Genomic DNA, 24,164 nt, shown 5'->3' on the forward strand with positions numbered 1-24,164 from the left:
ACCACATGAAGATGAAGAAATTTGTCGCTGTGGCGGTTGCCGGCTGCATGGCCGCTTCTCTGGCTGCCTGCGGTTCCACCGCAAGCACCAGCAGCGCTGCCGCTTCCGAGAGCACTGAGGGTGCTACCGCGGAAGCTGCCGCCGAAACCACCGCGACCGGTTCCGGATTCACCGTTCAGCTCGGCCCCAACCCGGAGACCCTGGACCCCGCGCTGAACAGCTCCGTTGACGGTGCCAACACCATCATCACCATTTTCGAGCCCCTGCTGCTCATCGACGAGGAAAACAAGGTTATTCCTGGCCAGGCTGAGAGCTACGAAAAAAGCCCGGACGGCCTGACCTGGACCTTCCACATGCGTGACGGCCTGAAGTGGAGCGATGGCTCTGACCTGACCGCCAAGGACTTCGAGTACAGCTTCAAGCGTATGGCGGATCCCAACACCGCCGCTCCCTACGCCGCGACCGCTGTGGGCATGATCGCCGGCTTCGACGAGGCCCAGGGCAATCCTGACCCCGAAACTGGTGAGCCCACCACCGATCCCAACCCCGACGCCCTGCAGGTCGTCGCCAGCGAGGACGGCAAGACCCTGACTGTTACCCTGAGCTACCCCTGCTCCTACTTTGACAAGCTGGCTGCCTTTGCCGCTCTGTCCCCCGTGCAGCAGGCCACCGTTGAGGCCAACGGCGACGGCTGGTGCACCAGCCCCGACACCTTCGTCTGCAACGGTCCTTACATGATCACCGACTGGACCCCCAGCGAGCGCATCGTGCTCTCCAAGAACCCCAACTACGTTGGCGGCTGGGATTCCAGCAAGATCGTCTCTGACAACATCACCCTCCTGCTCCTGGAGGACTCCAGCGCTTCCTACGCCGCTTACAACAGCGGTGAGGCCCAGCTGGTCAAGGACGTTCCCACCGATGAGATCCCCAGCCTGACCAAGGCCGAGGACGGCGGCGACTTCTATGTGGACAGCATCCTGGGCACCTACTACATCAGCCTGAACGACCAGCGTGAGCCGTTCACCGATGTGCGCGTGCGCAAGGCTCTGAGCCTGGCCATCGACCGCGACTACGTGGCCAACGTCATCATGCAGGGCACCTACAGCCCCGCCTACAACATGGTCGGCCCCGGCATCGTGGATGCTGAGGAAGGCACCATGTTCATCGACAACGCCAACGGCGGCGAGCCCTACATCGGCGAGGACTACGAGGCCGATCTGGAAGAGGCCAAGAGCCTGCTGGCTGAGGCCGGTTACCCGGGCGGCGAAGGCTTCCCCACCATCACCTACAGCGCCAACGACGCCGGCTACCACATCCCCGTTGCGGAGTACCTGCAGCAGGCCTGGGGTGAGCTGGGCATCACCATGAACATCGACAAGGTCGACTGGGCCAGCTTCCTGCCGCTGCGCCGCGCCGGTGACTACGACATCAGCCGTAACGGTTGGGTCATGGACTACAACGACGCTTCCAACATGCTGGAGCTGTTCACCACCGGCAACGGCAACAACGACGGTAAGTACAGCAACCCCGAGTTCGACGCCGCCATCGAGGCCTCCAAGGTCGCCGATAAGACCGTCCACTACGAGCAGCTGCACAAGGCCGAGGACATCCTCATGGAAGACATGGGCTGCATCCCCGTTGCTTACTACAACGACTTCTGGCTGCAGAGCCCCTCTCTGAAGGGCACCTGGCACAGCCCCTACGGTTACTGGTACCTGCAGTACGGCTACATCGAGGAGTAATTCCCTCTGATGCCGGCCATCCGCTGACCGTATAAATACACATCCCCGCCGCGTTTTTTCGCGGCGGGGATGTGTTTGTTTATAGCCCTGAAAAAGGACCGGTTCCTGCGGGAACCGGTCCTTTTGGTTCAGAGTTTCTTCGGTTCCTTCTTTGCAAAGAAGGAACAAACATCAGTCAAATTTGGCGCCCAGGGTGGCGGCCATGACCGCCTTGATGGTGTGCATGCGGTTTTCCGCCTCCCGGAAGACGATGGACTGGGGCCCGCTGAACACCTCGTCGGTGACCTCCATCTCGGCGCGGCCGAACTTCTCGCCCATCTCCTTTCCCACCGCCGTCTTGTGGTCGTGGTAGGCCGGCAGGCAGTGCATGAAGACCGCCGTGGGCTTGGCCCTGGCCATGAGGGCGGCGTTCACCTGGTAGGGGGCCAGCGCTTCGATGCGCTCCGCCCACACTTCCACCGGCTCGCCCATGCTCACCCACACGTCGGTGTAGACCACGTCGGCGCCCGATACCGCGTCGGTGTTCTCGCTCAAAGTCACGCTGCCGCCGCTCTTTTCCGCCAGCTCCCGGCAGGTGGCCACCAGCCCGGCGTCCGGCCAGTAGGCCTTGGGGGCGCAGGCCACAAAATCCAGCCCCATCTTGGCGCAGCCGATCATCAGGCTGTTGCCCATGTTGTACCGGGCATCCCCCATGTAGACGAACTTCAGCCCCTTCAGGTGGCCGAACTGCTCCTGCAGCGTCAGGAAATCCGCCAGGATCTGGGTGGGATGGAACTCGTTGGTCAGGCCGTTCCACACCGGCACGTCGGCGTACTTCGCCAGCTCCCGGACGATCTCCTGGCCGTAGCCACGGTACTCGATGCCCTCAAACATGCCGGAGAGCACCTGGGCCGTGTCGGCAATGGACTCCTTCTTGCCGATCTGGCTGCCCGCGGGGTCCAGATAGGTGGTTCCCATGCCCAGATCGTGGGCCGCCACCTCAAAGGCCGAACGGGTCCGGGTGGAGGTCTTCTCAAAGATCAGCGCCACATTCTTGCCCCGCAGCACGTCGTGGAGCACCCCCGCCTTCTTCTTGGCCTTCAGCTGGGCCGCCAGGTCCAGAAGGTAGGCAATCTCCTCCGGCGTATAGTCCAAAAGCGTCAGAAAATCACGCCCCTGCAGATTCATCAGTATAACCCCCTATGCAGAAATTGTGCAACTTTATACAACCATTATCGCACGTTTTGCGCCATTGTGCAACCCCTCTTTGTTTATGGTATAATAAAGAAAAAGGGGGTGACCGGATGGCCAAAGTCTACTTTCATGTGGATGTGAACTCGGCGTTCCTCTCCTGGTCGGCGCTGAAAAAGCTGCGGGAGGGGGAGACCCTCGACCTGCGCACCGTGCCCTCGGCGGTGGGCGGCGACGAGGAAAAGCGCCACGGCGTGGTGCTGGCCAAGAGCGGCCCCGCCAAGAAGTTCGGCGTCCGCACGGGGGAGAGCCTTTTCTCCGCCCGGCTGAAATGCCCGGAGCTCATCGTCACGCCGCCGGATTTCGACTGGTATGTGCAGAACAGCAAGGCGCTCATCGCCATCCTGCACGACTACACCCCCGACGTGGAACAGTACAGCATCGACGAGGCCTTCCTCGACATGACCGGCACCGAAGCCCTCTTCGGCCCGCCGCTGACGGTGGCCCACACCATCCGCAACCGGGTGCGGGAGGAGCTGGGCTTCACGGTGAACATCGGGGTGGCGCCCAACCGGCTGCTGGCCAAGATGGCCTCGGACTTTGAAAAGCCCGATAAGGTGCACACGCTGTTCCCGGAGGAGGTGCCCCAAAAGATGTGGCCGCTGCCGGTGGGGGCGCTCTTCGGGGTGGGGCCCAGCGCCGTGAAGCGGCTGAACCGCTGCGGCATCTACACCATCGGGGACCTGGCCCAGACCGAGCGGCGGGTGATCGTGGGCATCTTCGGCGCCCGGGGGGACACGCTGTGGAACTACGCCAACGGCCGGGAGGCCGACCCGGTGACCAAGCAGGCCACCCGGGACAACACCTACGGCAACAGCGTCACGCTGCCCCGGGACCTGGCAAAGCCCGAGGAGGCGGACGCCACCCTGCTGGCCCTCTGCGATTCGGTGGGGCGGCGGCTGCGCAGCGACGGCAAGACCGCCCGGGTGGTGACGGTGCAGCTGGTGGACAACGCCTTCCGCCGCACCAGCCACCAGCGGACGCTGCCCGACCCCACCAACTCCACCGACCGCCTCTACGAGGTGGCGCTGCAGCTCATGCGGCAGATGTGGCCCGCCCGCCCCGTGCGGCTGGTGGGCATCAGCGCCGAGAAGACCGGCACCGACAATTTCGAGCAGCTGGACCTCTTTACCGACACCACCCGCCGCCAGAAACAGGAGGCGCTGGACCGCACGGCGGACGCCCTGCGGCGCAAATTCGGCGGGGCGGTGGTGACTCGGGCCAAGCTGCTCACCCCCGAGACCCGGGCACCGGCGGCCCTCTCCGCCGCCAAGGAGCGGGACAAGGAAAAAAAGAAATAAGGCAGCCCTTTTGTCGTGCCATCGACCAAAAGCGGCCGGTCTGCCCAAGGGGCGCTGGCTCCGCACAAGGCGGAATCGAATGAGTGGAAAAGTCATTCTATTGACGGTAACCTCTTTCTGTGCTGCGCTGGAGCGCACCCCGAAAAAATTGGTGAATCTGCACAAAAACAAGGCGAAAACAATGGAATAAATCACGATAACGCCAGATGGAGACCGGTATGATTCCAAAAAAGAACTATTGCAGGCAGATAAGATGGACCGCACTTTTACTTGTGCTGCTACTGGCGGGCTGTGCCGCAACGGTGCGGGCCAAGGCGGGGCAGACAGTGTCCACGGCGCTGTTCGACTTCACGGTGAGCGAGGCCCAGCCCCTCACCGAGTATCCGGGAGTGACGGTGCCGGAGGACCGGAAGCTCATCAGCCTGGCGATGACGGTGACCAACACCGGCACCGGGACACTGCCGGTCTTTGCCGGGGATTTCCAGTTCCAGTGGGGGGAGGGCGAGTCGGATTTCGGCAGCTGTCTGGACGCGCTGGACGACCAGATGATGCCCTACGCCCGGGACCTGGCCCCCGGGGAGAGCGGCGGCGGCCTGATGCTGGTTCTGGTGCCCCGGGACTGTGAGCGGATGCAGGTGGTCTACCAGGAACAGCACGCCGACGGCACTCCGGCGGGCACCTACTTTGTGGAGGTGCCGCTGTGAAGCGGGTGCTGCTTTTCGGCGGCGCCTTTGTGACGGGGCTGGCGGCGGCTCTGCTGGCGGCGGCCGCCATGGTGGTGCTGCCGGGCTGGCTGCAGCGGGAAAGCTGGCAGGCCCAGCGCCCCGCCGAGGTGGTGCCCACAGCGGCGCCCGCGGCCGGGGAGGAAGAAAACGCTCCCGCCCCCACGCCTGCCCGCCCGCTGGCCGGCCGGGGCATGACCCAGATTATGGCTAAGTAGATGTAATCAAGAGAAGAAAGGAAAAGCACAATCCAGACGGAACCGGCGGTTGTGTCAAGAAATGTTTGTGGGATAGCAAGAATTTTGATATAATGGGAACAGGAACCCCGGAACCGGGAGAAAGGCAGGAGGATAAATGCACATAAGCTATAAACCCCTCTGGCACACGCTGGTTGAGCGCAACATGAGGAAAGAGGACTTGCGGATTGCCGCCGGTCTTACCACAAATATGATTGCCAACATGGGTAAGGGCAAAAATATCAGCATGGAAACGCTGGTTCGTATTTGCGAAGCCCTGAATTGTGGCATTTTGGATGTAATAGAATTGGAGAAGGAAGACCATTCTGTTGATAAAGCAGAGTGATAAATTTGAACGTGGAGTATTTACAAAAATTCACCAAGGGGAGAAGAATACATGGCAAAACAAAATATTTATGATAATGATAACTTTTTTGAAAATTTCAAGAATCTTCGCAACAACAAGATTAATTTCAATGATTGCATAGAAACCCCGATTCTACTTGCGATGATTCCAGAAGTAGATGGAAAAAGGGTACTGGACATAGGTTGTGGCATGGGACAACACGCAAAGCAGTATTCTGATATGGGGGCTGAATCTGTATTGGGTATTGATATTTCTGAGAAAATGCTTGAGTATGCAAAGGAACATTTCCATGCAAAAAATATTACTTACCGACAAATGGCATTGGAAGATATATGTCAAATTGATGAGCAGTTCGATTTGATTACAAGTTCCTTAGCATTTGATTATGCCGAAGATTTAGACAAACTAATGAAAAATATATATGGTCTATTAAAATATGGTGCCCATTTTGTATTTAGTATGTCTCATCCAATGGCAACCGCATGGGATGGTCAATATGATAGATATACCCGGACAGAATCGGGCGAAAGACTTTATGCGAATATCAGCAACTATATGGTTGAGGGAAAAAGGACAGTCAAATGGGTTGTCGAGGACTATGAAGTTTATCATCGAACATTTTCCAGTATTGTTAATACTATAGTAAATGCTGGATTTTTGATTGAAGAATGCGAGGAATCTCATGTATCCGATGAAATGAGAAAGCAGTATCCAGCCCAGTTTGGTGGAACACTTCACCGACCAGATTTTATATTTTTTAGATGTAAAAAACAATCGTAAAATGATGAATCCAGATTGAAATACTGAAGTAAAAATTCAATTCATTACACAAAGCTGCCGTTGCAGGAACACTCATTCCCACAACGGCAGTTTTTCATTTTCTCTTGCGCCGGAAGTTGAAGGGACTGTTCTTGATGTTCGGGGATTTTGACAGTATCCTTTTCAATATCTTCTGTTCATCCGGCGGCAGCTTGTAAAAGTCAATGCCGAGCATATTGAAAATGACCGCCCACACTTTTCCGAGATAATCCCCGGAAGATTGAATAGCCTTTCGGATTTCCAGAGCCATCTTCTTTGCAAGAGAATAATCCGGCGTGCTGTCAATGTCATGCTCATGGGCTTTCCGTATGTCGTGGAGAATGGCGTCCCATGTTTTGTGCGTCACATGACAGAAGAAATCTTCTTCCTTTACCTCTGCGGCAAGGATGGTCTTTGAATAGAAATCCTTATCAGCCTGCTTGTATTTCTGAACGATAATCTGCCGCTGTTCTTCCAAAGATTCATAAAGGGTACGGAAGGTAGAGGTTGCATGGCCGTCTATGTAAATCTCCGTGTCGGTCATAAGCTGTTCAAATTTATCATTGGTAGCAATCTCACACAGGAGCCGGTTGTTGATACGGCCGCTTTTCAGCAACGCCACCATTTCATCCGTCAAGTGCAATTCCATTAAAGGCGTGTTTGCCTGTTCCCGGTTCTCCGTCCGGCACAGCAGATAATCAACGGACACCTGATAGAAGTCTGCCAGTATGACAAGGTTGCCGTGGTTAATTTCCTTATAGTCTTTGGCTTCATAGCTGGCGAGGGCTGACTTTGAAATGCCGGTTTGCTGCGCCAGTTCTTCCAGATTTAAGCCTTTATCCTTGCGTAACTCCCAAAGGCGTTCCTGTATGGTAGTTGCCCTCAGCATACACCTGCAAGACGCTGACCGCCTGGAACGGCACCGAGCCCTACAAGGGCACCGAAGTGGTGGTGCCGGGCCGCTGGGAACTGGCTGCCCACTGCACAAAGAACCCGGCGCCCCCGGCCAACCCCGGCACCAAGCCCAACCCGGGCCAGACCAAACCCACCGAGAACAAGCCCGCGGCCAAGCCTGCCGAGAGCAAGCCCGCTGCCACCGCGCAGCCGGCCAAGGCCCAGCCCGCTCCGGCCAAGGCGGTGGTCAAACCGGCAGCTCCGGTGGCCGGCAACACCAAGATCCTGCCCAAAACCGGCCTGCAGACCGGCACCCCGGTGGTCTTTGTCGTCATGCTGGCGGCGGCCCCGGCGGCTGCGGCGGCCTGGCTGGTCATTCTGCGCAAAAAACTGAACGGATGACCCGGCGCCGGGCGGTCCTCCCCCGAGCAGCGCTGACTGCCTGACCCCTCCGGCGTCGCCCCAAAACAACAACACCCCCGGCAGCGTCTGCACGCTGCCGGGGGTGTTGCCCGTATAAAACTTATTCCTCGGCGGATTCCAGGATCTCCTGGGCCACCTCGCCGCGGCTGCGGCGGGTGTCCATGGCGCTCTTCTCGATGAGCCGGTGGGCCTCCATCTCGGTGAGGCCCCGCTTCTCGATCAGGAAGCACTTGGCCCGGTCCACCAGCCGCAGCTGGGCGATCTTGTCCAGCAGTTTCTGGTTTTCCACCCGCAGCAGGGCCAGCCGCTTGTAGTTGCTGGCCGCGATCTGCACGGCCTGCCGGAACTGGGGCCCGCTGAAGGGCTTGCCCAGCACCAGCACGCCGAAATCCTGCAATTTGGCGGAGATCTGTTCCGCCGTGCCGCTCTTCGCCAGCAGAATCACGCCGGCGTCGGTTTTCTGTACGGCATCGGTGCCCAGCTCGTGCCCGAACTCGTCGGGCAGCGGGGTGTTGATGACAATGACCTCGAAGTCCTTGCCGTCCATCTGGCGGCGGGCTTCGCCGCCGCTGGGCACGATGACAGGGCGGGTGTAGCCCAGCTCGGCAATGTGCCGGGCCAGGTATTCGTTGGCGTTGGTGCCCGCCGATACGATCAGCGCCTTGGCCACAGGCCGCCCCCTCCTCTCTGCATTGTGTTGGGCCCTGTCAGATGATCAGGAAGCCGTTGGCGCGTTCCCAGGCGTCCACGTCGGAGGCTGCCTCGTAGTCGTGGCACAGCAGGGTCTGGTACTCGAAGTACTTGTTCATCAGCGCGATGGGCAGTTCCTGGCTGATGAACTCGCTCTGGCCGGCCACCGTGATGGCCTCCCGCAGGGAGCGGGGCAGACTTTCCAGGCCGGCGGCGGCGCTGGGATGGAACAGGTTGCGGTTGACCGCCTCGGGCATAGGCAGCTCCCGCTGGATGCCGTCCAGGCCGGCGGCCAGGATCAGGCCGATGACCAGGTAGGGGTTGCCGGCGGGGTCGGGACCGCGCAGCTCCACGCGGCACTGTTCGCCGCTGGCGCTGGGCAGCCGCACCAGCTGGCTGCGGTTCTGGCGGCTCCAGCTCACATAGAGGGGGGCTTCGTTGGCGCCCAGGCGGGCGTAGGAGTTGGGCACCGGGTTGCAGAAGGCCGTCAGCTCCCGGGCGTGGGCCAGGATGCCCGCCACAAAGTGACCGGCCTCGCTGTCGGGGCGCAGATCCCCCTCAAAGAGGTTCTTGCCGTCCCGCACCAGCGAGATGTTCACATGCAGGCCGCTGCCCGGCTGGTCGGCCAGGGGCTTGGGCATGAAGCTGGCGAACAGGCCGTTGCGGGCCGCAATGGCCTTGACGGTGCTCTTGAAGGTATTCAGGTTGTCGGCGGACTGCAGCGCCGCGGTGTAGAGGAAGCATACCTCGTTCTGGCCCGGGCCGCTCTCGTGGTGGCTGTGCTCGGGGTGCAGGCCCATTTCCTCGATGGCGAAGCAGATCTCCCGGCGGATGTTCTCCCCCAGGTCCAGGGGCGGGATGTCGAAGTAGCCGCCGTGGTCCAGGGGAATGTGGGTGGGGTTGCCGTTTTCGTCGGTCTCGAAGAGATAGAACTCGCATTCGCAGCCCACGTTGCAGGTCAGGCCCATGGCCTTGGCCCGGCCCACCACCGACTGCAGATACCCCCGGCAGTTGCCCTCGAAGGGTTTGCCGTCGGGCAGCGTGATGTCGCAGTACATCCGGATGACCCGGCCTTCGGTGGGACGCCAGGGCAGCACGGTGGCGGTGTCGGGATCGGGCCAGAGGACCAGGTCGCTCTCCTCCACGTTCATGAAGCCGGCGATGGAGGAACCGTCGAAGCTGATGCCCTGGGAAAAGGCGCGGGGCAGTTCGCTGGCAAACAGGGAGATGTTCTTCTGGTTGCCGAAGATGTCGCAGAAGGTCAGCTTGGCGAATTTGACATCGTTATCCTCCACGAAATTCAGTATATCCTGTGCGGTTCGTTTCATAAAAGCCTCCGTAAGAGCATCTTTCGTGCAAGAGCTGCCGCAGACGCAGATACCCGAAAGGCCCACCTGTGAATACGGGCGGGCCTTTCGAGCGGTGTAAGAAATAGGAAAAGGAGAATGGCAAATGGTTAGGAAGGAATCAGCGCCTTACTCGGTGTAGTACAGCATACGGCTGTAGCAAGGCAGGGGCCAGTATTCCTCGTCCACGAGTTCCTCGGCCACATCGGCGGCAGCGCGGAGCTTGGCCATGACGGGCAGGACCTCGTCGTGGAAAGCGTGGGCCTTGGCGCTCTCGTCTTCCAGTGCGCAGACCTTGTCGGTGACTTCCTTCAGTTCATCGGCAGCATCGGACATCTCGTCGGTGTATTTGGACAGCGCCTGCAGCACCTTGGCCTCGGCCTTGGTGGAGATGCCCTCCACGGCGGCGCTCTTGGCGGCGGCGGTGTTGGCGACCTCGCCCATGTAGGCGGTGGCGGCAGGGATCAGCTGCTTGTTGGCGATCTTGAGCATCGTGCGGGCTTCGATGTTGATGATCTTGGAGTAGTGCTCCATCTCCACCTCGTAGCGGCTCAGCATCTCGGTCTTGGTCAGGACGCCGAACTCTTCCATCAGGGCGATGTTCTTGGGATCCTTCAGGGCGATCATGGCATCGGGGGTGCACTTGCGGTTGGGCAGGCCGCGGCGCTCGGCTTCGGCCTCCCAGGCCTCGCTGTAGCCGTTGCCGTTGAAGATGACGCGGCGGTGATCGTTCAGCGTCTTCTTCACCCAGGCGGCGGCAGCGCACTCGAAGTCGGCGGCGCCGGAGGTCTCCTCGGTGAATTCCTTCAGTTCCTTGGCCACGGCGGTGTTCAGGATGGTGTTCGCGTCGGACAGGTTCTCGGCGGAACCGGGCATACGGAACTCAAACTTGTTGCCGGTGAAGGCGAAGGGAGAAGTACGGTTGCGGTCGGTGGTGTCCTTGCTGAACTTGGGCAGGACATCCACGCCCAGGTCCATCTTCATCTTGACGGGGCCGGCGTAGGGAGAATCGGTGCAGACCGCATCGATGACCGCTTCCAGCTCCTCGCCCACGAAGATGGAGATGATGGCCGGGGGTGCCTCGTTGGCGCCCAGACGGTGATCGTTGCCCGGGGTGGCCACGGCGGTGCGCAGCAGATCGGCGTACTCGTCGACGGCCTTGATGACGGCAGACAGGAAGACCATGAACTGCAGGTTCTCCATCGGGGTATCGCCGGGATCCAGCAGGTTCTCCTCGGTGGTGGAGATGGACCAGTTGTTGTGCTTGCCGCTGCCGTTGACGCCCTCGAAGGGTTTCTCGTGCTGCAGGCAGACCAGCCCGTGCTTCAGGGCGATCTTCTTCATCATCTCCATGGTCAGCAGGTTGTGATCGATGGCGACGTTGGTGGTATCGTAGATGGGGGCCAGCTCATGCTGGGCGGGGGCCACCTCGTTGTGCTTGGTCTTGGCGGGGATGCCCAGCTTCCACAGCTCCTCGTCCAGTTCCTTCATGTATTCCGAAACGATGGGACGGATGGTGCCGAAGTAGTGCTCCTCCAGCTCCTGGCCCTTGGAGGGGGCGGAGCCGAACAGCGTACGGCCGGTCAGCACGATGTCCAGGCGCTTCTCATAGTCTTCCTTGCGGATGAGGAAGTATTCCTGCTCGGGGCCGACGGTGGTGGCCACGCGGGGCACATCCTTGCCGAACAGGTGCAGCACCTTGCAGGCCTGGTCGCTGATGGCCTGCATGGAGCGCAGCAGCGGGGTCTTCTTGTCCAGCGCCTCGCCGGTGTAGGAGCAGAAAGCGGTGGGGATGCACAGCACGTCATCCTTCACGAAGGCGTAGCTGGTGGGGTCCCAGGCGGTGTAGCCGCGGGCCTCTGCGGTGGCGCGCAGGCCGCCGGAGGGGAAGGAGGAAGCGTCCGGCTCGCCCTTGATGAGCTCCTTGCCGGAGAATTCCATGATGGCGGTACCGTCCGGCTGGGGGCTGACGAAGCCGTCGTGCTTCTCACTGGTGATGCCGGTCAGGGGCTGGAACCAGTGGGTGTAATGGGTGGCGCCCTGCTCGATGGCCCAGCGCTTCATGACGCTGGCCACCACGTTGGCCACTTCCAGATCGAGAGGCTGACCCTTTTCGATGGTCGCCTTCAGGCTCTTGTAGGTAGAGCTGGGCAGACGCTCGCGCATCTCATGCTCGTTAAAGACTTTGCTGCCGTAAAGTTCCATGACGGTTGCTGCCATAACTACTTACTCCTTACATCACATTAGTACAGAAAAAGGCGCTGCGAAAACACATTCGCAGCGCCCTTGCTGTTATGTTCCCATTATACGGGGTGTGATGGGAAAATGCAACTGGCGAACTGCTCAAATCCCGGGTGATTCCAAGGCAAAAACTGGCAATATTGTCCATCGCGGGCCGACAGGGGGATATGGTATACTAAAGGCGCGGCCCCGAAAACGACACACTGCGGGCCGCCGGATGAGGTACAATACAATGGAAATTGAACGCAAATGGATGGTGAAGGGCTGGCCGGAGGGCCTTGCCATGACCGAGGATTACCGGATGGACCAGGGCTACATCAGCGTGCGGCCCACGGTGCGCATCCGGCGGGAGGCGCTGGCGGGCGGTCCCACGGCGCTGGTGCTCTGTTTTAAAGGTGGGGGAACCCTGAGCCGGGAGGAGATCGAGACCGAGATCGACGCCGGGCTCTTTGCAAAGCTGGAACATCTCATCGGCAAGCCGCTGATCCACAAGGAGCGGCGAGGGTACGCTCTGCCCGGCGGGCTGACGCTGGAAGTGAACTGCGTGGACCCGGACCTGCCCACCGCTTTCTGGTACGCCGAGGTGGAGTTTGCCTCTGAGGCCCAGGCCCTGGCCTGGGACCCGGCGTCGGCGGGGCTGGGGGCGTATCTCTCGGACGAATGCACCGGCAAACCGGGGTCCAGCATGGGGGAATACTGGGTAGAGACCCGGGGCCAGATCGCCTCTTTGTAAATTGTAAAATTGTGCCGCCCTGCTTTACAAATGATGACAAAACGGCTACAATAGAACTACCTACTTGTCGGCATGACCCGGGTGTGCCCTGCCGCCCGGTTCGGATCAACCAAGAAAAGAGGAACTGCCAATGAAACGTAAGCTACTGTTCGTCCTGGCCGTGCTGTCGCTCTGCGTGGTGCTGGCGGCCTGCAAGAAACAGCAGACCGACTCGCTGAGCACCCCCGCGGAGCCGGAAGTCACCGCCACGCCGGAACCCTCGCTGGAGCCCTACAAGGCCAACGTGCTCACCGGCGAGCCCCAGGACGCGGATTACAAGAACCAGCGCATCACCGCCGTCATGGTGAACAACATTGTGGCGGCCCGTCCCCAGCGCGGCCTGTCCAAGGCGGACATTCTGTTTGAGATCAAGGTGGAGGGCGGCATCACCCGTTTCATGCCGGTCTTCACCGATTACCAGGACATCGGCGAGATCGGCCCGGTCCGTTCCGGCCGTGACCAGTTCTTCCGCCTGATCCTGCCCTGGCAGGCCCTCTACATCCACGAGGGCCAGTCGGTGGTCATGCAGCAGTATGCCATCGACTACAGCTACGGCAACCTGAACAACAACGACGGTGCCAACGGCTACCGCGACTACGGCCGCGTGAACTGGGCCGGCGCCTCCTACAACAACGGCAACCTGGCGCTGGAGCACACGATGTACACCAACTCGGAGAACATCCAGAAGTACATCGACGACAACAGCGTGGATATGAACCGCACCTACAACTCCACCTTCTTCAACTTCGTGGATTACCGTCTGGGCCAGACCCGCGACCTGTCCAACAGCGTGGACAGCGCCTACAGCGACAAGTACGGCCCGGTGGTGGGCGACGGCGAGTATATCGAGATCGAGCACAGCCCCTCCTACAAGACCCGCTTCATCTATGACAGTGCCTCCAACACCTACAAGATGCAGCAGAACTACTCGGACGGCCAGTGGCGCGACACCGTGGACGAAGCGGCGGACAACACCGTGCTGAGCTTCCCCAACGTCATCGTGCTCTACACCGACATCCACACCTATCCCGGCCATGAGGCCAAGGACCTGCAGTACGCCGAGTACGCCTGGGGCGGCGTGGGCTACTACTGCTACGGCGGCAAGTGCGAGAAAATCTACTGGCAGAAGGGCACCCCGCTGGAGGCCCTGCGGCTGTACTACCTGACCGAGGACGGCCAGTGCAGCGACACGCCGGTGGAGATCAACATCGGCAAGAGCTACGTGGCGGTGACCGACGTGGACTACGCCGAGAACTTTGTGCACAGCACGCTGGACGGCGTGGATCTGTCCAGTACCACCACCGTGACCTATGAGAGCAGCTATGTGGAGGACGACGCCGAGGAAGGCGAGACCCTGGGCATGAGCACCGACGATCTGACCAACAGCGCCACCGGCAGCGGCGAGGCGGACACCACCGCCGAAGCCCCGGCGGAGGAAGCTCCTGCGGACAGCGCCGCCGAAGCCCCGGCGGAGGAAGCTCCTGCGGACAGCGCCACCGAGGCGCCGGCCGAGGAAGCCCCGGCTGCGGAGGATCCCGAAGCGGTGGGCTGATCCGGCGTCGGAATCCCGGTACGAGGAAACGAGCAGCGCAGTCCGCCCGGTGCGGGCTGCGCTGATTTTTTGGAAAGGACCTTTCTATGAAACGAACCATCCCGGCCGTCGGCATGACGGCGGCCCTGCTGGCGTCGCTGCTGTTCAGCGGCTGCAGCTTCCCGGGGGGCACGGCGTCGTCCCAGGCGCCCGCCACCCAGGAGACAGCGGCTCCCAGCGCCGAGCCCACCCCCGCGGCGGAGCCGGTGCCCAACCCGCTCACCGGCGTGGCGGATGCCGACTACACCAACCGGCGCCCGGTGGCGGTGACGCTGCGCACGCTGGAGGGCGCCGCCCCCCAGTGGGGGCTGTCCAGCGCCGACGTGCTGGTGGAGGGAGTCAGCGAAGGCACCACCGCCAGCCTGATGGCCCTCTATTCCAGTGTGGACAACATCTCCAAGGCGGGGCCGGTGGGCCCGGGGCGGGACCTGCTGCTCCAGATGGCGCTGCCCCTCAACGCCCTGCCGGTGCACATCGACAAGAACATCTACGCCTCCAACCTGCTCAACACCCTGACCTACCAGGACCTGGACGGCTACCACATCGGCAAGGCGGCCTTCGCCTTTGACCAGGACCGCCAGAACGCCGGCTACCGGGAGGAAAACTGCTGGTACACCACCGGCGAACTCATCCAAAACGGCCTGAACACCTACGGCACCTCGCTGGAGGGGGCCAACACGCCCCTCTTCGTCTTCGGGGAGCGCCCGGCGGTGGAGGAGAGCGCCCGCAACGCCACGGCGCTGACCATCGCCTTCTCCCCCGACGACAGCGAACAGCTGAACTACGCGGCGGACACCGGCCTTTACGTCAAGACCAACGCCGACGGCTCCCCCACGGTGGACGCCGACAACGGCCAGCAGGTGGCCTTCACCAACGTGCTGGTGCTCTACGCCTCCAGCGGCATCAAGGATGACGGCTACACCCGGGACTACGACCTGACGGGCGGCACCGGCCTCTACCTGACGGGCGGCGCCTGGGAGCAGATCCAGTGGACCAAGGAGGACGCCACCGGCCCGCTGCAGCTGACGGCGGCGGACGGCAGTCCGCTGGTGGTCAGCCCCGGCAAGAGTTTCATCGCCATCTGGGGCGGCTACTACGGCCAGAGCCTGACCCTCACCGGCGCCGACGGCACGGCCCAGACCCTGCCCGAGAAGCCCGCCCTGCTGGAGAGCGGCGTCAGCGACGAGGCCGCTGCGGCGGCCCAGGCGGAGTTTGACGCCAAACAGAAGATCATCGACGCCCAGGCGGCGGTGGATGAGGCCAACGCCCAGCTGACCGACGCCCAGACCGCCCTGGAGGAAGCCCAGGCGGCCCTGGAGGAGGACAGCGAGAACGCCGACCTCATCGCCAAGCGGGACGAGGCCCAGGCCCTGGTGGACAGCCTGAACCAGACCATCGCCGACAACCAGGCCATCCTGGACGCGGCGGGGGTCTCCGCCACGCCCACCCCGGCCCCCGAGGAAGCCACTTCCTCCTCGGAATCCGGCGAATAAAAACAGCAAACCGCCCCGGCATTGCCGGGGCGGTTTTGTTATGCTGTTATTCCTGTTCCATATCGTCCAGATAGCCCGACGGCACCACGTCGTAGGCCTCGGCCAGATGGTCCCGCATCCACATCTCGGCGTCCAGCCGCACGCTGTAGCCGGCACCGGGGTCGGTCATCCACTCCTCCGGCTTGCGGAAGGGCAGGGCGTGCTGGGCCAGCATGTTCATGATGACGCCGCCGTGGGTCACGCAGGCGGCCTCCTGGGTGTGGGTGCGCAGCATGTACTCGAACATCTTCATGAGCATCCCCGAAGTGCGGTTGAAAAAGGCCTGCCGGTCCTCGGCACCCTGGGGCACCGCCCGGCTCTTGGGGTCCATCCACTGGGCGAACTCGGGGTCCTTCACCAGCTGCTGCAGGGGTTTCCCCTCAAACTTGCCGAAGGCCATCTCCCGCAGGTCCTGCAGCTCGATCTGCCGCACCCCGGGAAAGAGCAGCTCCGCCGTCTGGGTGGCCCGCAGCATGGGACTGGTGAAGACCAGCGGCACGTCGGGATAGGTGAAGCGGTGCTTCAGTTCCTCCAGCTGGGCGCGGCCCTCGTCACACAGCGGCAGGTCGGTGCCGCTGCCTATGTACAGCCCCTGCAGGTTGCCGGCCGTCAGGCCGTGGCGGATCAGATGCAGTTTGTAATATTTCACGTTGGAATCTCCTTTTCCTTCAGCGGGTATCGCTACCAGCATACCCCAAAACCGCCCGTTCTGCAACGAAAAATAGTTACAATTTGGTTACAAAAACGACGCCCCGACCCTCTTTGCCAAAATTTGCCCACAATATTTATACCTGTATCCGGCGCCGGGTCCCCAAATGTAGGCGGGCCCGGCCCGCCCTGCGTCCCGCGGCCCCGGGACGGGGGAAAAACGTGTCGGAATCCGGGTTTACAAAATGTTTTTTGCCGGATATAATATACAACACGTAGAAAGATGGGCGGCCCCTGCGGCCCGGCGCCCTGCGCCGGTGGGACCCGCCCCGGAAGAGGACAACTATGGCCATGGAGTTCAGCCGGATCCTTACGCTGCTGCGCAAGGAGCGGGGTATCACACAAAAACAGGCGGCACAGGACCTGGGCATCAGCCAGGCCCAGCTTTCCCATTACGAGAAGGGCATCCGGGAATGCGGACTGGCCTTTGTGGTGCAGGTGGCGGATTATTACGGCGTCAGCTGCGATTATCTGCTGGGCCGCAGCGCCGAGCGCAGCGGGCAGACCATCCGGGTGGAGGACCTGCCCGACGCCAACGCCGCCACCAGCGGCAGCGTCTACCGGGGCAGCGTGCTGCCCACCATGTACAAAAAGCTCATCGAGAATTCCCTGGACATCCTCTACGACAAACTCCAGGAGAGCGGCGACAAGGAGCTGGTGACGGCCATCAGCCGTTACCTGATGCTGGCAGTCTACAAGGTGTTCCGCCAGCTGTACGATGCCTGTCCCCGCAATGTGAAGGGGATGTTCCGCATCGGCGGGGCCCGGTGGCAGGCCAGCGCCGACGCCGCCATGCGGCTCACCGAGGCGGACCTGACCGAGGTGCTCACCGGGGAGGACGGCACCCGGGACAGCAAGGACCCCGCCACCATGGCGCTGACCACCGAGCGGCTGACCCACGACTATCCCCGCCACGCCACCAGCCTGCTGAACCTGGTGAAAAACGCCGAGGAATCCATGCGCGGCCTGCACAGCGCCGAATAAGCGGTTACACAAAACCCGCAGCCCCTGTATGAGGCCGCGGGTCATTTTTATTTGCCGGTCAGGGCCTTGCGGCAGGCCGGACAGACATATTTTCCGTGGAGCTGGACGGATCCCGGCACCACCTCGCCGCAGAGGGCGCAGGCGTCGGCCGGCCGGTATTTGCGCAGCAGAATGGCATCCCCCTCGGTGAGGATCTCCAGCGGCGTATCGGCGGTAATGCCGAAGGTACGGCGCAGCTCCTTGGGCAGGACCACCCGGCCCAGGGAATCGATATGACGGACGATCCCAGTGGAAATCATCGTTGTTACCTCCTGTTTCCGCAACGGTCGAATTGCGGCAGTTCATGCAAAATATGGGGGATTTTTGGGTTGCCCGGCGCAACTTCTTGTAGATATTATACGAGTGTTTGGTAATATTGTCAATATTTGGAAACTATAAACCGTTCGACAAAATGCGACGGAAGACGCAGTATCGACAAAAATAGATTGCCTGCTTCGCGTGTGGCGGAAAACATGCTGGAAAATGAAGACTGGTGTCGGATTTTCCCCGGACTGTTACAAGTCTGCAACAACTTCGACACAACTCCGCGGTACCATATTTCCAAAGCCCGCCCGAACACAAGAAGGAGCACAAGATGGCAAAAGGACGTGTCGTACTGTATGAGCAACCCCGCACCCCCGCCCGGCCGGTCTACACCGGCCGGGCACGGCGGCGCCGCCGGCGCCGGGGTGTGCGGCGGCTGCTCTTTGCCCTGGCGGCGCTGGTGGTGGCGTCCGCCGTGGGCTATGTGCTGTGGTACACCCACCCGGCCCGTCAGAGCGCCCTGGAGGACCCCGAGCGCAGCCAGGTGGAAGGGGAACTCACCGCCGACGGCGGCAGCACCGGCGCCGCGGCGACCGCCGTAACCGGCGACGGGGCCATCGTAGTGGCCATCGATCCGGGCCACGGCGGGGTGAATCCCAACATCGGCGCCGAGGACTACGGCAGCGAGGCGAACGGCCTGCGGGAGAGCGAGGTCACCCTGGCCACCGCCCGGGCGCTCTACGACCTGCTGGCGGCGGACGACCGGTTTGCCCCGGTGCTCACGGCGGACGGCAGCCAGTACCTGAAACCCAGCGAGCGGGGCGCCGCGGCCCAGGCGGCGGGGGCACAGCTGCTGCTCTCCATCCACCTGAACTACGACAGCGGCAGTTCCACCAGCGGCTTTGAGTGCTACGCCGCCCCGCCCAACCTTTCCACCAACGGCGACAGCGTCCGGTTCGGCCAGCTGCTGGCGGATTCCTTCAGCGAGATGGGGCTGCGGCTGCGGGGCACCAACGGCGTGCGCTACTTATATTATGATCAGAACGACAACAAGCAGATTTACGAATCCACCGACACCACCGTCCGCTGGGACCCCACCTTCACGGTGCTGTCCTCCTGCGGGTGCCCGGCGATACTCTGCGAGGAAGGCTTCATCACCAGCCCCTCCGACATGGCCCTGCTCTCCGGCGACGGGGGCTGCCAGGCGGCGGCCCAGCGGTACTACGACTGCATCTGCGCCTACTTTTCCCTGAACTGAGGACGACCCCTGCGCGAACTTTGCGCGCGGGGGCCGTCTTTTTTGTTGTTTTGCGGGCGGCGGCCGGGTACGCCGGACTTTTGCCGGGATTTTCGGCAGGGTTTGTCCGGCGGGGGGACAAAGGCACAGTTTCCCACTAGTTTTTGGATTTCCCCGGCCTGCGGCAAAAACCTCCGATTCCCCCGTGGTATAGTGCAGCTACCGTACGGCATACAACATAAAGGGGGAACCGATCTATGGCTGTCTTTACCAATACCAACCAGAAGGTACATACTCCGCCGCTCCGGCTGGAGGCGCTGCTGCCCGCGGGGGCGCGGTGGTCAGCACTGGCCTGGCAGGGGGCCGCGGCTGTCACGGGGGCGGTGCTGGGCGCCGGACAGATCTACGGCGGCGCCGCGCCCTTCGGGCTGGCGCTGGTCATCGGGTGTCCGCCGGCCTATCTGCTGGCTTCCGGCGTGGGGGCGCTGGCGGGGAGTCTGCTCTTTCAGCCGGTGGCCATGGGGCTCAAACTGGCGGGGGCGCTGGCGGCTGCCGTGGCGGGGCGGTGGCTCAGCGGCGGCAATTCCCGCACGGCGGCCTGGGCCGGGGGCCTTACGCTGCTGGCCATCCAGGCCCTGGGCATTTTTCTGGCGGGGGGCATCCTGGACCCTGGCCAGACCGTCGCCACGGGATGCACGGCCCTGCTGGCGGCGGGAATCGGCTGGGCGTTTCTCCGTTTTCCGGTACAGCAGCCGGGCGGGGCCTGCCTCTGGCTGGCGGTGGGGACGGCCTGCCTCCAGCGCTGTACCCTCGGACCGCTGGCTCCGGGCCTGGCACTGGCGGCCGCGGCGGGGCTCTGCGCGGCCATCGCCGGGACGCTGGAACAGACGGCGGTACTCAGCATCGCCCTGGCGGCCGCCCTGACGGCGGCCAGTCCCCAGCTGTGCTATGCGGCCCTCAGCGTGGCGCTGGGCAGCCTGGGGGCAGCCTGTCTGTTCCCCGGCGAGCGGTGGCGCTGCGCGGGGGTCTTTGTGGCGGGCTGCACGGTGGGGGCGCTGGCCGCCCCCGACGCCGCCGGCGTGCTGCCGCTGGCTGCCGGGGGCGGGGTGGGCCTCTGCGCGGCGGTGGCCCTGCCGGGGGAGTGGCTGCGCACGATTTTTCCGCCCCCCGCGCCGCCGGTGCAGTCCCAGGGCCTTACCGGGGCCGCCCGCCGCCTGGCCAACGTGGCCGATACCTTGAGCGACATCGCCGACACCGTCAACGCGGTGTGTGCCCGGCAGATGCCGCCCAAGGGGGAAAACTTCGATTTCGTGGTGGAGCACATCGCCCGCACCACCTGCCAGACCTGCACCCGGCGCAACCGCTGCTGGGTGCGGGGGTATGCCACGGCGATGGACGGGCTGTATCAGCTCAAGCCCACCCTGGAGAGCACCGGCCATGTGGAGGTGGAGGACCTGCCGGGACAGCTCTCGGTCTGTATTCATCCGGGGGACCTGTGCACGGCGGCCAACCACGGCTACCGGCTGTGGCGCAGCCGCCGCCAGACCCGGGCCCGGGCCACCATGCTGCGCACAGCCCTCACCGAGCAGTACAGCGCGCTGGCGGGGGCGCTGGCCCAGCTGGCGGGCAGACTGGGCCAGGCGGGACTGCCCGACCCCCGGCGGGAGGCCCGGGTGGTGCAGCTCTTCGGGGAGCTGGGGCTGGACGCCCTGGAGTGCAGCGTGAGTTCTGATCTGGCGGGACGGCTGTCGGTGTCGGTGACCATCGCCCGCACCCGCTTTGCCGAGGAGGAGGTGACAGCCCTTACCGGGGAGGTGAGCCGCATCTGCCGCCGGGACCTGGATATCCCTGAAATCACCCATTGCCGCACCGTGACGATGCTGCATTTCGGCGAGCGCCCGGTGTTCCGGGCGGAGTTCGGTGCAGCGGCCCACCCGGCCAAAGGACAGACGGTGAGCGGCGATGCGCTGGAACAGTTCTGCGACACCAGCGGCCGGGCCCAGATGCTGCTCTGTGACGGGATGGGCACCGGGCGTCCGGCGGCGGTGGACGGCCAGATGGCGGCCCGGCTGACCAGCCAGCTGCTGCGGGCGGGCTTTGCGGCGGAGAGCGCCGCACGGCTTGTCAATGTGGCGCTGGGGCTCAAGAGCGCCGAGCAGGAATCCGGCGCCACGCTGGACCTGCTGACGGTGGACCTTTACACCGGCCGGGCGGGGCTGTTCAAGGCGGGGGCGGCGCCCAGTTTTCTTGTGCGGGGCGGGGTGCCCCATATGCTGGAGGGGGCCAGCCTGCCCATGGGGGTGATGGACAGCCTGGTGGGGCGTTCCACCACCTTCGGGCTGGACGCAGGGGACTGGGTGGTGCTGGTCAGCGACGGGGTGCTCACCGACGGCACCCAGTGGCTGCTGGAACAGCTGCAGCTCAGCGCGAAGCTGGGGCACACGCCCCAGCAGGCCGCCCAGACGCTGGCCGACGCGGCGGTGCGCCGTGCGGGGGAAAAGCAGGACGACATCACGGTGGCGGTGGTGCGGCTGGCACAGCCGTGAGCGCTGGCGCTGCAAAAGGGGGAACAGGACCGCCGGTCGGCGCACTGCGCCCGCAGGCGCGTTTCGCAGGCCAACCGCTGCGCAGCAGCGGCTCCTGGGCCGGAAATGTCCGCCGACGCAGACGGTTTTCAGGTGTAATTTGCCACTTGTATAAAAATATTTCCAGAAATTCAGAAAAAACTGTTTAAAATTCCACAAATATGTGGTAAAGTAGTATCAATCGGTGAGAAATGTTCAAATTCACCATAATTCTACGCCGCGGGGCGGGAGGTAAGGCCCCGGCGCGAAAAGAGGTTTGACGATTCATGGACTATGCAAGCAAAGACATCCGCAACATTCTGGTAGCCGGGCATGCCGGCTGCGGCAAGACGACGCTGGTCGAGGCGCTGCTGTATCTGAGCGGTGCCACCGAGCGCATGGGCCGTGTGGAGGACGGCACCACCGCCAGCGATTTTGATCCCGAGGAAGCGCGCCGCAAAGCCTCGCTGAATTCCAGCGTGATCCCGGTGGAGTATGAGGGCATCAAGTACAACCTGATCGACACCCCGGGTCTTTTCGACTTTGAGACGGGCGCGGCCGAGGGCGTCATGGCGGCCGAGAGCGTGCTGATCTGCGTGTCGGGCCGGTCGGGCGTCAGCGTGGGCGCCGAGAAAGCCTATCGTCTGGCCTGCAAGCAGAACAAGGCGCGGATGATCTTTGTGACCAAGGCGGACCTGGAAAACGCCGATTACTTCAAGATCCTCGAACAGATGAAGATCGAATTCGGACCCAGTGTCTGTCCCTGCGTGGTGCCTGTGCGTCTGGACGACGGCACCGTGGCGTACATCAACCTGTTCAGTCAGAAAGCATTCAAGTACGAAGGCGGCAAGCAGATCCAGATCGACCTGCCGGACATCGGCCACCGTTTTGAGGGCCTGATCCAGGCCATGAGTGAGGCCATCGCCGAGACCGACGAGGCCCTGATGGAAAAATTCTTTGAAGGGGAGCCCTTCACCACGGAGGAGATCGTCCAGGGCATGGCGGCCGGTGTGCGTACCGGCCAGATCACGCCGGTGTTCTGCGGCAGTGCCGTGAACAACCAGGCGCTGGATATGCTGCTGTACAACATGAACGTATTGCTGCCCGGAGCGGACACCGCCGCGGCGGTGGGCGAGACGAAGGACGGCGAGCCGGTGGAAGTCACCGCCGACCCGGATGCCCCGGTCTGCGCCTACGTCTTCAAGACGGTAGCGGATCCGTTTGTGGGCAAGCTGAGCTTTATCAAGGTACTGTCCGGCAAGCTGACGGCCACCAGCAATGTGGTGAACGCCCGCACCGGCCAGCCCGAGCGTCTGGGCAAGACGCTGACGGTCTGCGGCAAGAAGCAGACCGATACGGCGGCCATCGGCACCGGCGATATCGGCGCGGTGGCCAAGCTGGCCACGGCCAAGACCGGCGACACGCTGTGTGACCCCGCCCGTGTGGTGGCGCTGCCGGCGCCCAGCTATCCCATTGCCAGCTACCGCATGGCGGTGAAGGTGGCCAAGAAGGGCGACGAGGGCAAGGTGTCCGGTGCGCTGACCCGCCTGATGGAGGAGGACCCGGCCATCACCTTCCAGGTGGACCCCGAGACCAAACAGCAGATCATCGGCGGCCTGGGCACCCAGCATCTGGAAGTGGCGGTTGCCAAGCTGAAGAACAAGTTCGGCGTGGAGATCACGCTGGAAACCCCGCGGGTACCCTACCGCGAATCCATCCGCAAGAGCTGCAAGGCCCAGGGCCGGCACAAGAAGCAGACCGGCGGTCACGGCCAGTTCGGCGATGTGTGGATCCAGTTCGAGCCCATCGAGGGGGAGGATATCGAGTTTGCCGAGAACGTCTTCGGCGGCAGTGTGCCCAAGAACTACTTCCCCGCCGTGGAAAAGGGTGTCCGTCAGGCCGCCGAGCACGGCGTGCTGGCGGGATATCCCATGGTGGGCATGAAAGCCACCCTGCTGGACGGCAGCTATCATCCGGTGGACTCCAGTGAAATGGCGTTCATCATGGCGGCCAAGCTGGCCTACAAGGCGGCCATCCCCGAGGCGGGACCCGTGCTGCTGGAACCCATCGGCGCCCTGAAGGCGCATGTGCCGGCGGACAATACCGGCGATATCATGGGTGAGGTCACCAAGCGGCGCGGCCGCGTGCTGGGCATGAATCCCGACGAGGACGGCATGCAGGTGGTGGAAGCGGAAGTGCCCATGGCGGAAATGCAGGATTTCACCACCTTCCTGCGGCAGCTGACCCAGGGCCGCGGTTGGTTTACCTTCGATTTCGTCCGGTATGAGGTCCTGCCCCAGATGCTGGAAGCCAAGGTCATCGCCCAGGCCAAGGAACTGGGCAACCTGTCCGACGACGAGTGACCCGCGCAAGGGGTGCTTGTTCCTGTTCTTTCTTTGCAAAGAAAGAACCAAAGAAACTCCAAACAAAAATCAGGAGGTCATGGCGTATGCCATGGCCTCCTGATTTTTAATTGAAAGTTC

The 24,164-nt window shown here is 62.6% G+C and carries 21 protein-coding genes; 14 read left to right on the plus strand and 7 right to left on the minus strand.

Annotation, left to right across the window (positions count from 1 at the left end; all coding sequences use genetic code 11):
* Positions 1-5 precede the first annotated feature (5 nt).
* Positions 6-1,742 carry a peptide ABC transporter substrate-binding protein gene (locus ABGT73_RS00490; RefSeq protein ID WP_346667897.1) on the plus strand — a complete coding sequence of 579 codons (1,737 nt, stop codon included), beginning with the start codon at positions 6-8 and terminating at the stop codon, positions 1,740-1,742.
* A gap of 171 nt (positions 1,743-1,913) precedes the next feature.
* Here ABGT73_RS00490 and argF read toward each other — a convergent pair whose 3' ends face one another.
* Positions 1,914-2,909 carry an ornithine carbamoyltransferase gene (gene argF, locus ABGT73_RS00495; protein ID WP_346667898.1) on the minus strand — a complete coding sequence of 332 codons (996 nt, stop codon included), beginning with the start codon at positions 2,907-2,909 and terminating at the stop codon, positions 1,914-1,916.
* A gap of 116 nt (positions 2,910-3,025) precedes the next feature.
* On the opposite strand from argF, the gene ABGT73_RS00500 reads away from it, so the two are divergent.
* From ABGT73_RS00500 to ABGT73_RS00520, 5 genes are all read left to right on the plus strand, one after another.
* Entirely contained in the window at positions 3,026-4,273 is a 1,248-nt protein-coding gene (locus ABGT73_RS00500; RefSeq protein WP_346667899.1) for a DNA polymerase IV, read from the plus strand.
* A 218-nt stretch (positions 4,274-4,491) separates the two neighbouring features.
* The gene (locus tag ABGT73_RS00505; protein ID WP_346667900.1) at positions 4,492-4,977 is read left to right on the plus strand and encodes a hypothetical protein; all 486 of its coding nucleotides are present in this window, start codon (positions 4,492-4,494) and stop codon (positions 4,975-4,977) included.
* Positions 4,974-5,213, plus strand: coding sequence for a hypothetical protein (locus tag ABGT73_RS00510; protein ID WP_346667901.1), 240 nt, complete (start codon positions 4,974-4,976; stop codon positions 5,211-5,213). Before ABGT73_RS00505 ends, ABGT73_RS00510 begins: the two co-directional genes overlap by 4 nt.
* Before the next feature lie 136 nt (positions 5,214-5,349).
* Positions 5,350-5,577 carry a helix-turn-helix transcriptional regulator gene (locus tag ABGT73_RS00515; protein WP_087241460.1) on the plus strand — a complete coding sequence of 76 codons (228 nt, stop codon included), beginning with the start codon at positions 5,350-5,352 and terminating at the stop codon, positions 5,575-5,577.
* A 51-nt stretch (positions 5,578-5,628) separates the two neighbouring features.
* On the plus strand, positions 5,629-6,378 hold the full coding sequence (locus ABGT73_RS00520; protein ID WP_346667902.1) for a class I SAM-dependent methyltransferase: 750 nt from the start codon (positions 5,629-5,631) through the stop codon (positions 6,376-6,378).
* 94 nt (positions 6,379-6,472) lie between these two features.
* On the opposite strand, the gene ABGT73_RS00525 is transcribed toward ABGT73_RS00520, so the two are convergent.
* Entirely contained in the window at positions 6,473-7,285 is an 813-nt protein-coding gene (locus ABGT73_RS00525; RefSeq protein WP_346667903.1) for a helix-turn-helix transcriptional regulator, read from the minus strand.
* Here ABGT73_RS00525 and ABGT73_RS00530 point away from each other — a divergent pair.
* Entirely contained in the window at positions 7,273-7,692 is a 420-nt protein-coding gene (locus ABGT73_RS00530; protein WP_346667904.1) for an LPXTG cell wall anchor domain-containing protein, read from the plus strand. The genes ABGT73_RS00525 and ABGT73_RS00530 overlap by 13 nt on opposite strands.
* A 121-nt stretch (positions 7,693-7,813) precedes the next feature.
* Here ABGT73_RS00530 and ABGT73_RS00535 read toward each other — a convergent pair whose 3' ends face one another.
* The 3 genes from ABGT73_RS00535 to ABGT73_RS00545 all read right to left on the minus strand — a co-directional run bounded on the left by ABGT73_RS00535 (position 7,814) and on the right by ABGT73_RS00545 (position 11,969).
* Positions 7,814-8,383 carry an ANTAR domain-containing protein gene (locus tag ABGT73_RS00535; RefSeq protein ID WP_346667905.1) on the minus strand — a complete coding sequence of 190 codons (570 nt, stop codon included), beginning with the start codon at positions 8,381-8,383 and terminating at the stop codon, positions 7,814-7,816.
* Between the two features lie 37 nt (positions 8,384-8,420).
* A complete protein-coding gene (locus ABGT73_RS00540) occupies positions 8,421-9,731 on the minus strand; it encodes a glutamine synthetase family protein (RefSeq protein WP_346667906.1) in 1,311 nt (436 codons plus the stop codon).
* Between the two features lie 147 nt (positions 9,732-9,878).
* Positions 9,879-11,969: a glutamine synthetase III gene (locus ABGT73_RS00545; RefSeq protein WP_346667907.1), complete on the minus strand. Its 2,091-nt coding sequence runs from the start codon at positions 11,967-11,969 to the stop codon at positions 9,879-9,881.
* 253 nt (positions 11,970-12,222) lie between these two features.
* On the opposite strand from ABGT73_RS00545, the gene ABGT73_RS00550 reads away from it, so the two are divergent.
* From ABGT73_RS00550 to ABGT73_RS00560, 3 genes are all read left to right on the plus strand, one after another.
* Positions 12,223-12,723: a hypothetical protein gene (locus tag ABGT73_RS00550; protein WP_346667908.1), complete on the plus strand. Its 501-nt coding sequence runs from the start codon at positions 12,223-12,225 to the stop codon at positions 12,721-12,723.
* Positions 12,724-12,853: 130 nt separating this feature from the next.
* A complete protein-coding gene (locus ABGT73_RS00555; RefSeq protein ID WP_346667909.1) occupies positions 12,854-14,314 on the plus strand; it encodes a DUF3048 domain-containing protein in 1,461 nt (486 codons plus the stop codon).
* Between the two features lie 86 nt (positions 14,315-14,400).
* Positions 14,401-15,846, plus strand: coding sequence for a DUF3048 C-terminal domain-containing protein (locus ABGT73_RS00560; RefSeq protein ID WP_346667910.1), 1,446 nt, complete (start codon positions 14,401-14,403; stop codon positions 15,844-15,846).
* A 46-nt stretch (positions 15,847-15,892) separates the two neighbouring features.
* Here ABGT73_RS00560 and ABGT73_RS00565 read toward each other — a convergent pair whose 3' ends face one another.
* Complete coding sequence (locus ABGT73_RS00565) at positions 15,893-16,534, minus strand: histidine phosphatase family protein (protein WP_346667911.1); 642 nt, start codon at positions 16,532-16,534, stop codon at positions 15,893-15,895.
* Positions 16,535-16,878: 344 nt separating this feature from the next.
* On the opposite strand from ABGT73_RS00565, the gene ABGT73_RS00570 reads away from it, so the two are divergent.
* The gene (locus ABGT73_RS00570) at positions 16,879-17,577 is read left to right on the plus strand and encodes a helix-turn-helix domain-containing protein (protein WP_346667912.1); all 699 of its coding nucleotides are present in this window, start codon (positions 16,879-16,881) and stop codon (positions 17,575-17,577) included.
* Positions 17,578-17,624: 47 nt separating this feature from the next.
* On the opposite strand, the gene ABGT73_RS00575 is transcribed toward ABGT73_RS00570, so the two are convergent.
* On the minus strand, positions 17,625-17,876 hold the full coding sequence (locus tag ABGT73_RS00575; protein WP_346667913.1) for an AbrB/MazE/SpoVT family DNA-binding domain-containing protein: 252 nt from the start codon (positions 17,874-17,876) through the stop codon (positions 17,625-17,627).
* A 335-nt stretch (positions 17,877-18,211) separates the two neighbouring features.
* Here ABGT73_RS00575 and ABGT73_RS00580 point away from each other — a divergent pair, with 335 nt between their 5' ends.
* The 3 genes from ABGT73_RS00580 to ABGT73_RS00590 all read left to right on the plus strand — a co-directional run bounded on the left by ABGT73_RS00580 (position 18,212) and on the right by ABGT73_RS00590 (position 24,044).
* Positions 18,212-19,138: an N-acetylmuramoyl-L-alanine amidase gene (locus tag ABGT73_RS00580; protein WP_346667914.1), complete on the plus strand. Its 927-nt coding sequence runs from the start codon at positions 18,212-18,214 to the stop codon at positions 19,136-19,138.
* 236 nt (positions 19,139-19,374) lie between these two features.
* Positions 19,375-21,663 carry a SpoIIE family protein phosphatase gene (locus ABGT73_RS00585; protein ID WP_346667915.1) on the plus strand — a complete coding sequence of 763 codons (2,289 nt, stop codon included), beginning with the start codon at positions 19,375-19,377 and terminating at the stop codon, positions 21,661-21,663.
* A 305-nt stretch (positions 21,664-21,968) separates the two neighbouring features.
* A complete protein-coding gene (locus tag ABGT73_RS00590) occupies positions 21,969-24,044 on the plus strand; it encodes an elongation factor G (RefSeq protein ID WP_346667916.1) in 2,076 nt (691 codons plus the stop codon).
* The last annotated feature ends 120 nt before the right edge of the window (positions 24,045-24,164 follow it).

Origin of the sequence: uncultured Subdoligranulum sp. (assembly GCF_963931595.1) — a bacterium.
GTDB lineage: Bacteria > Bacillota > Clostridia > Oscillospirales > Ruminococcaceae > Gemmiger.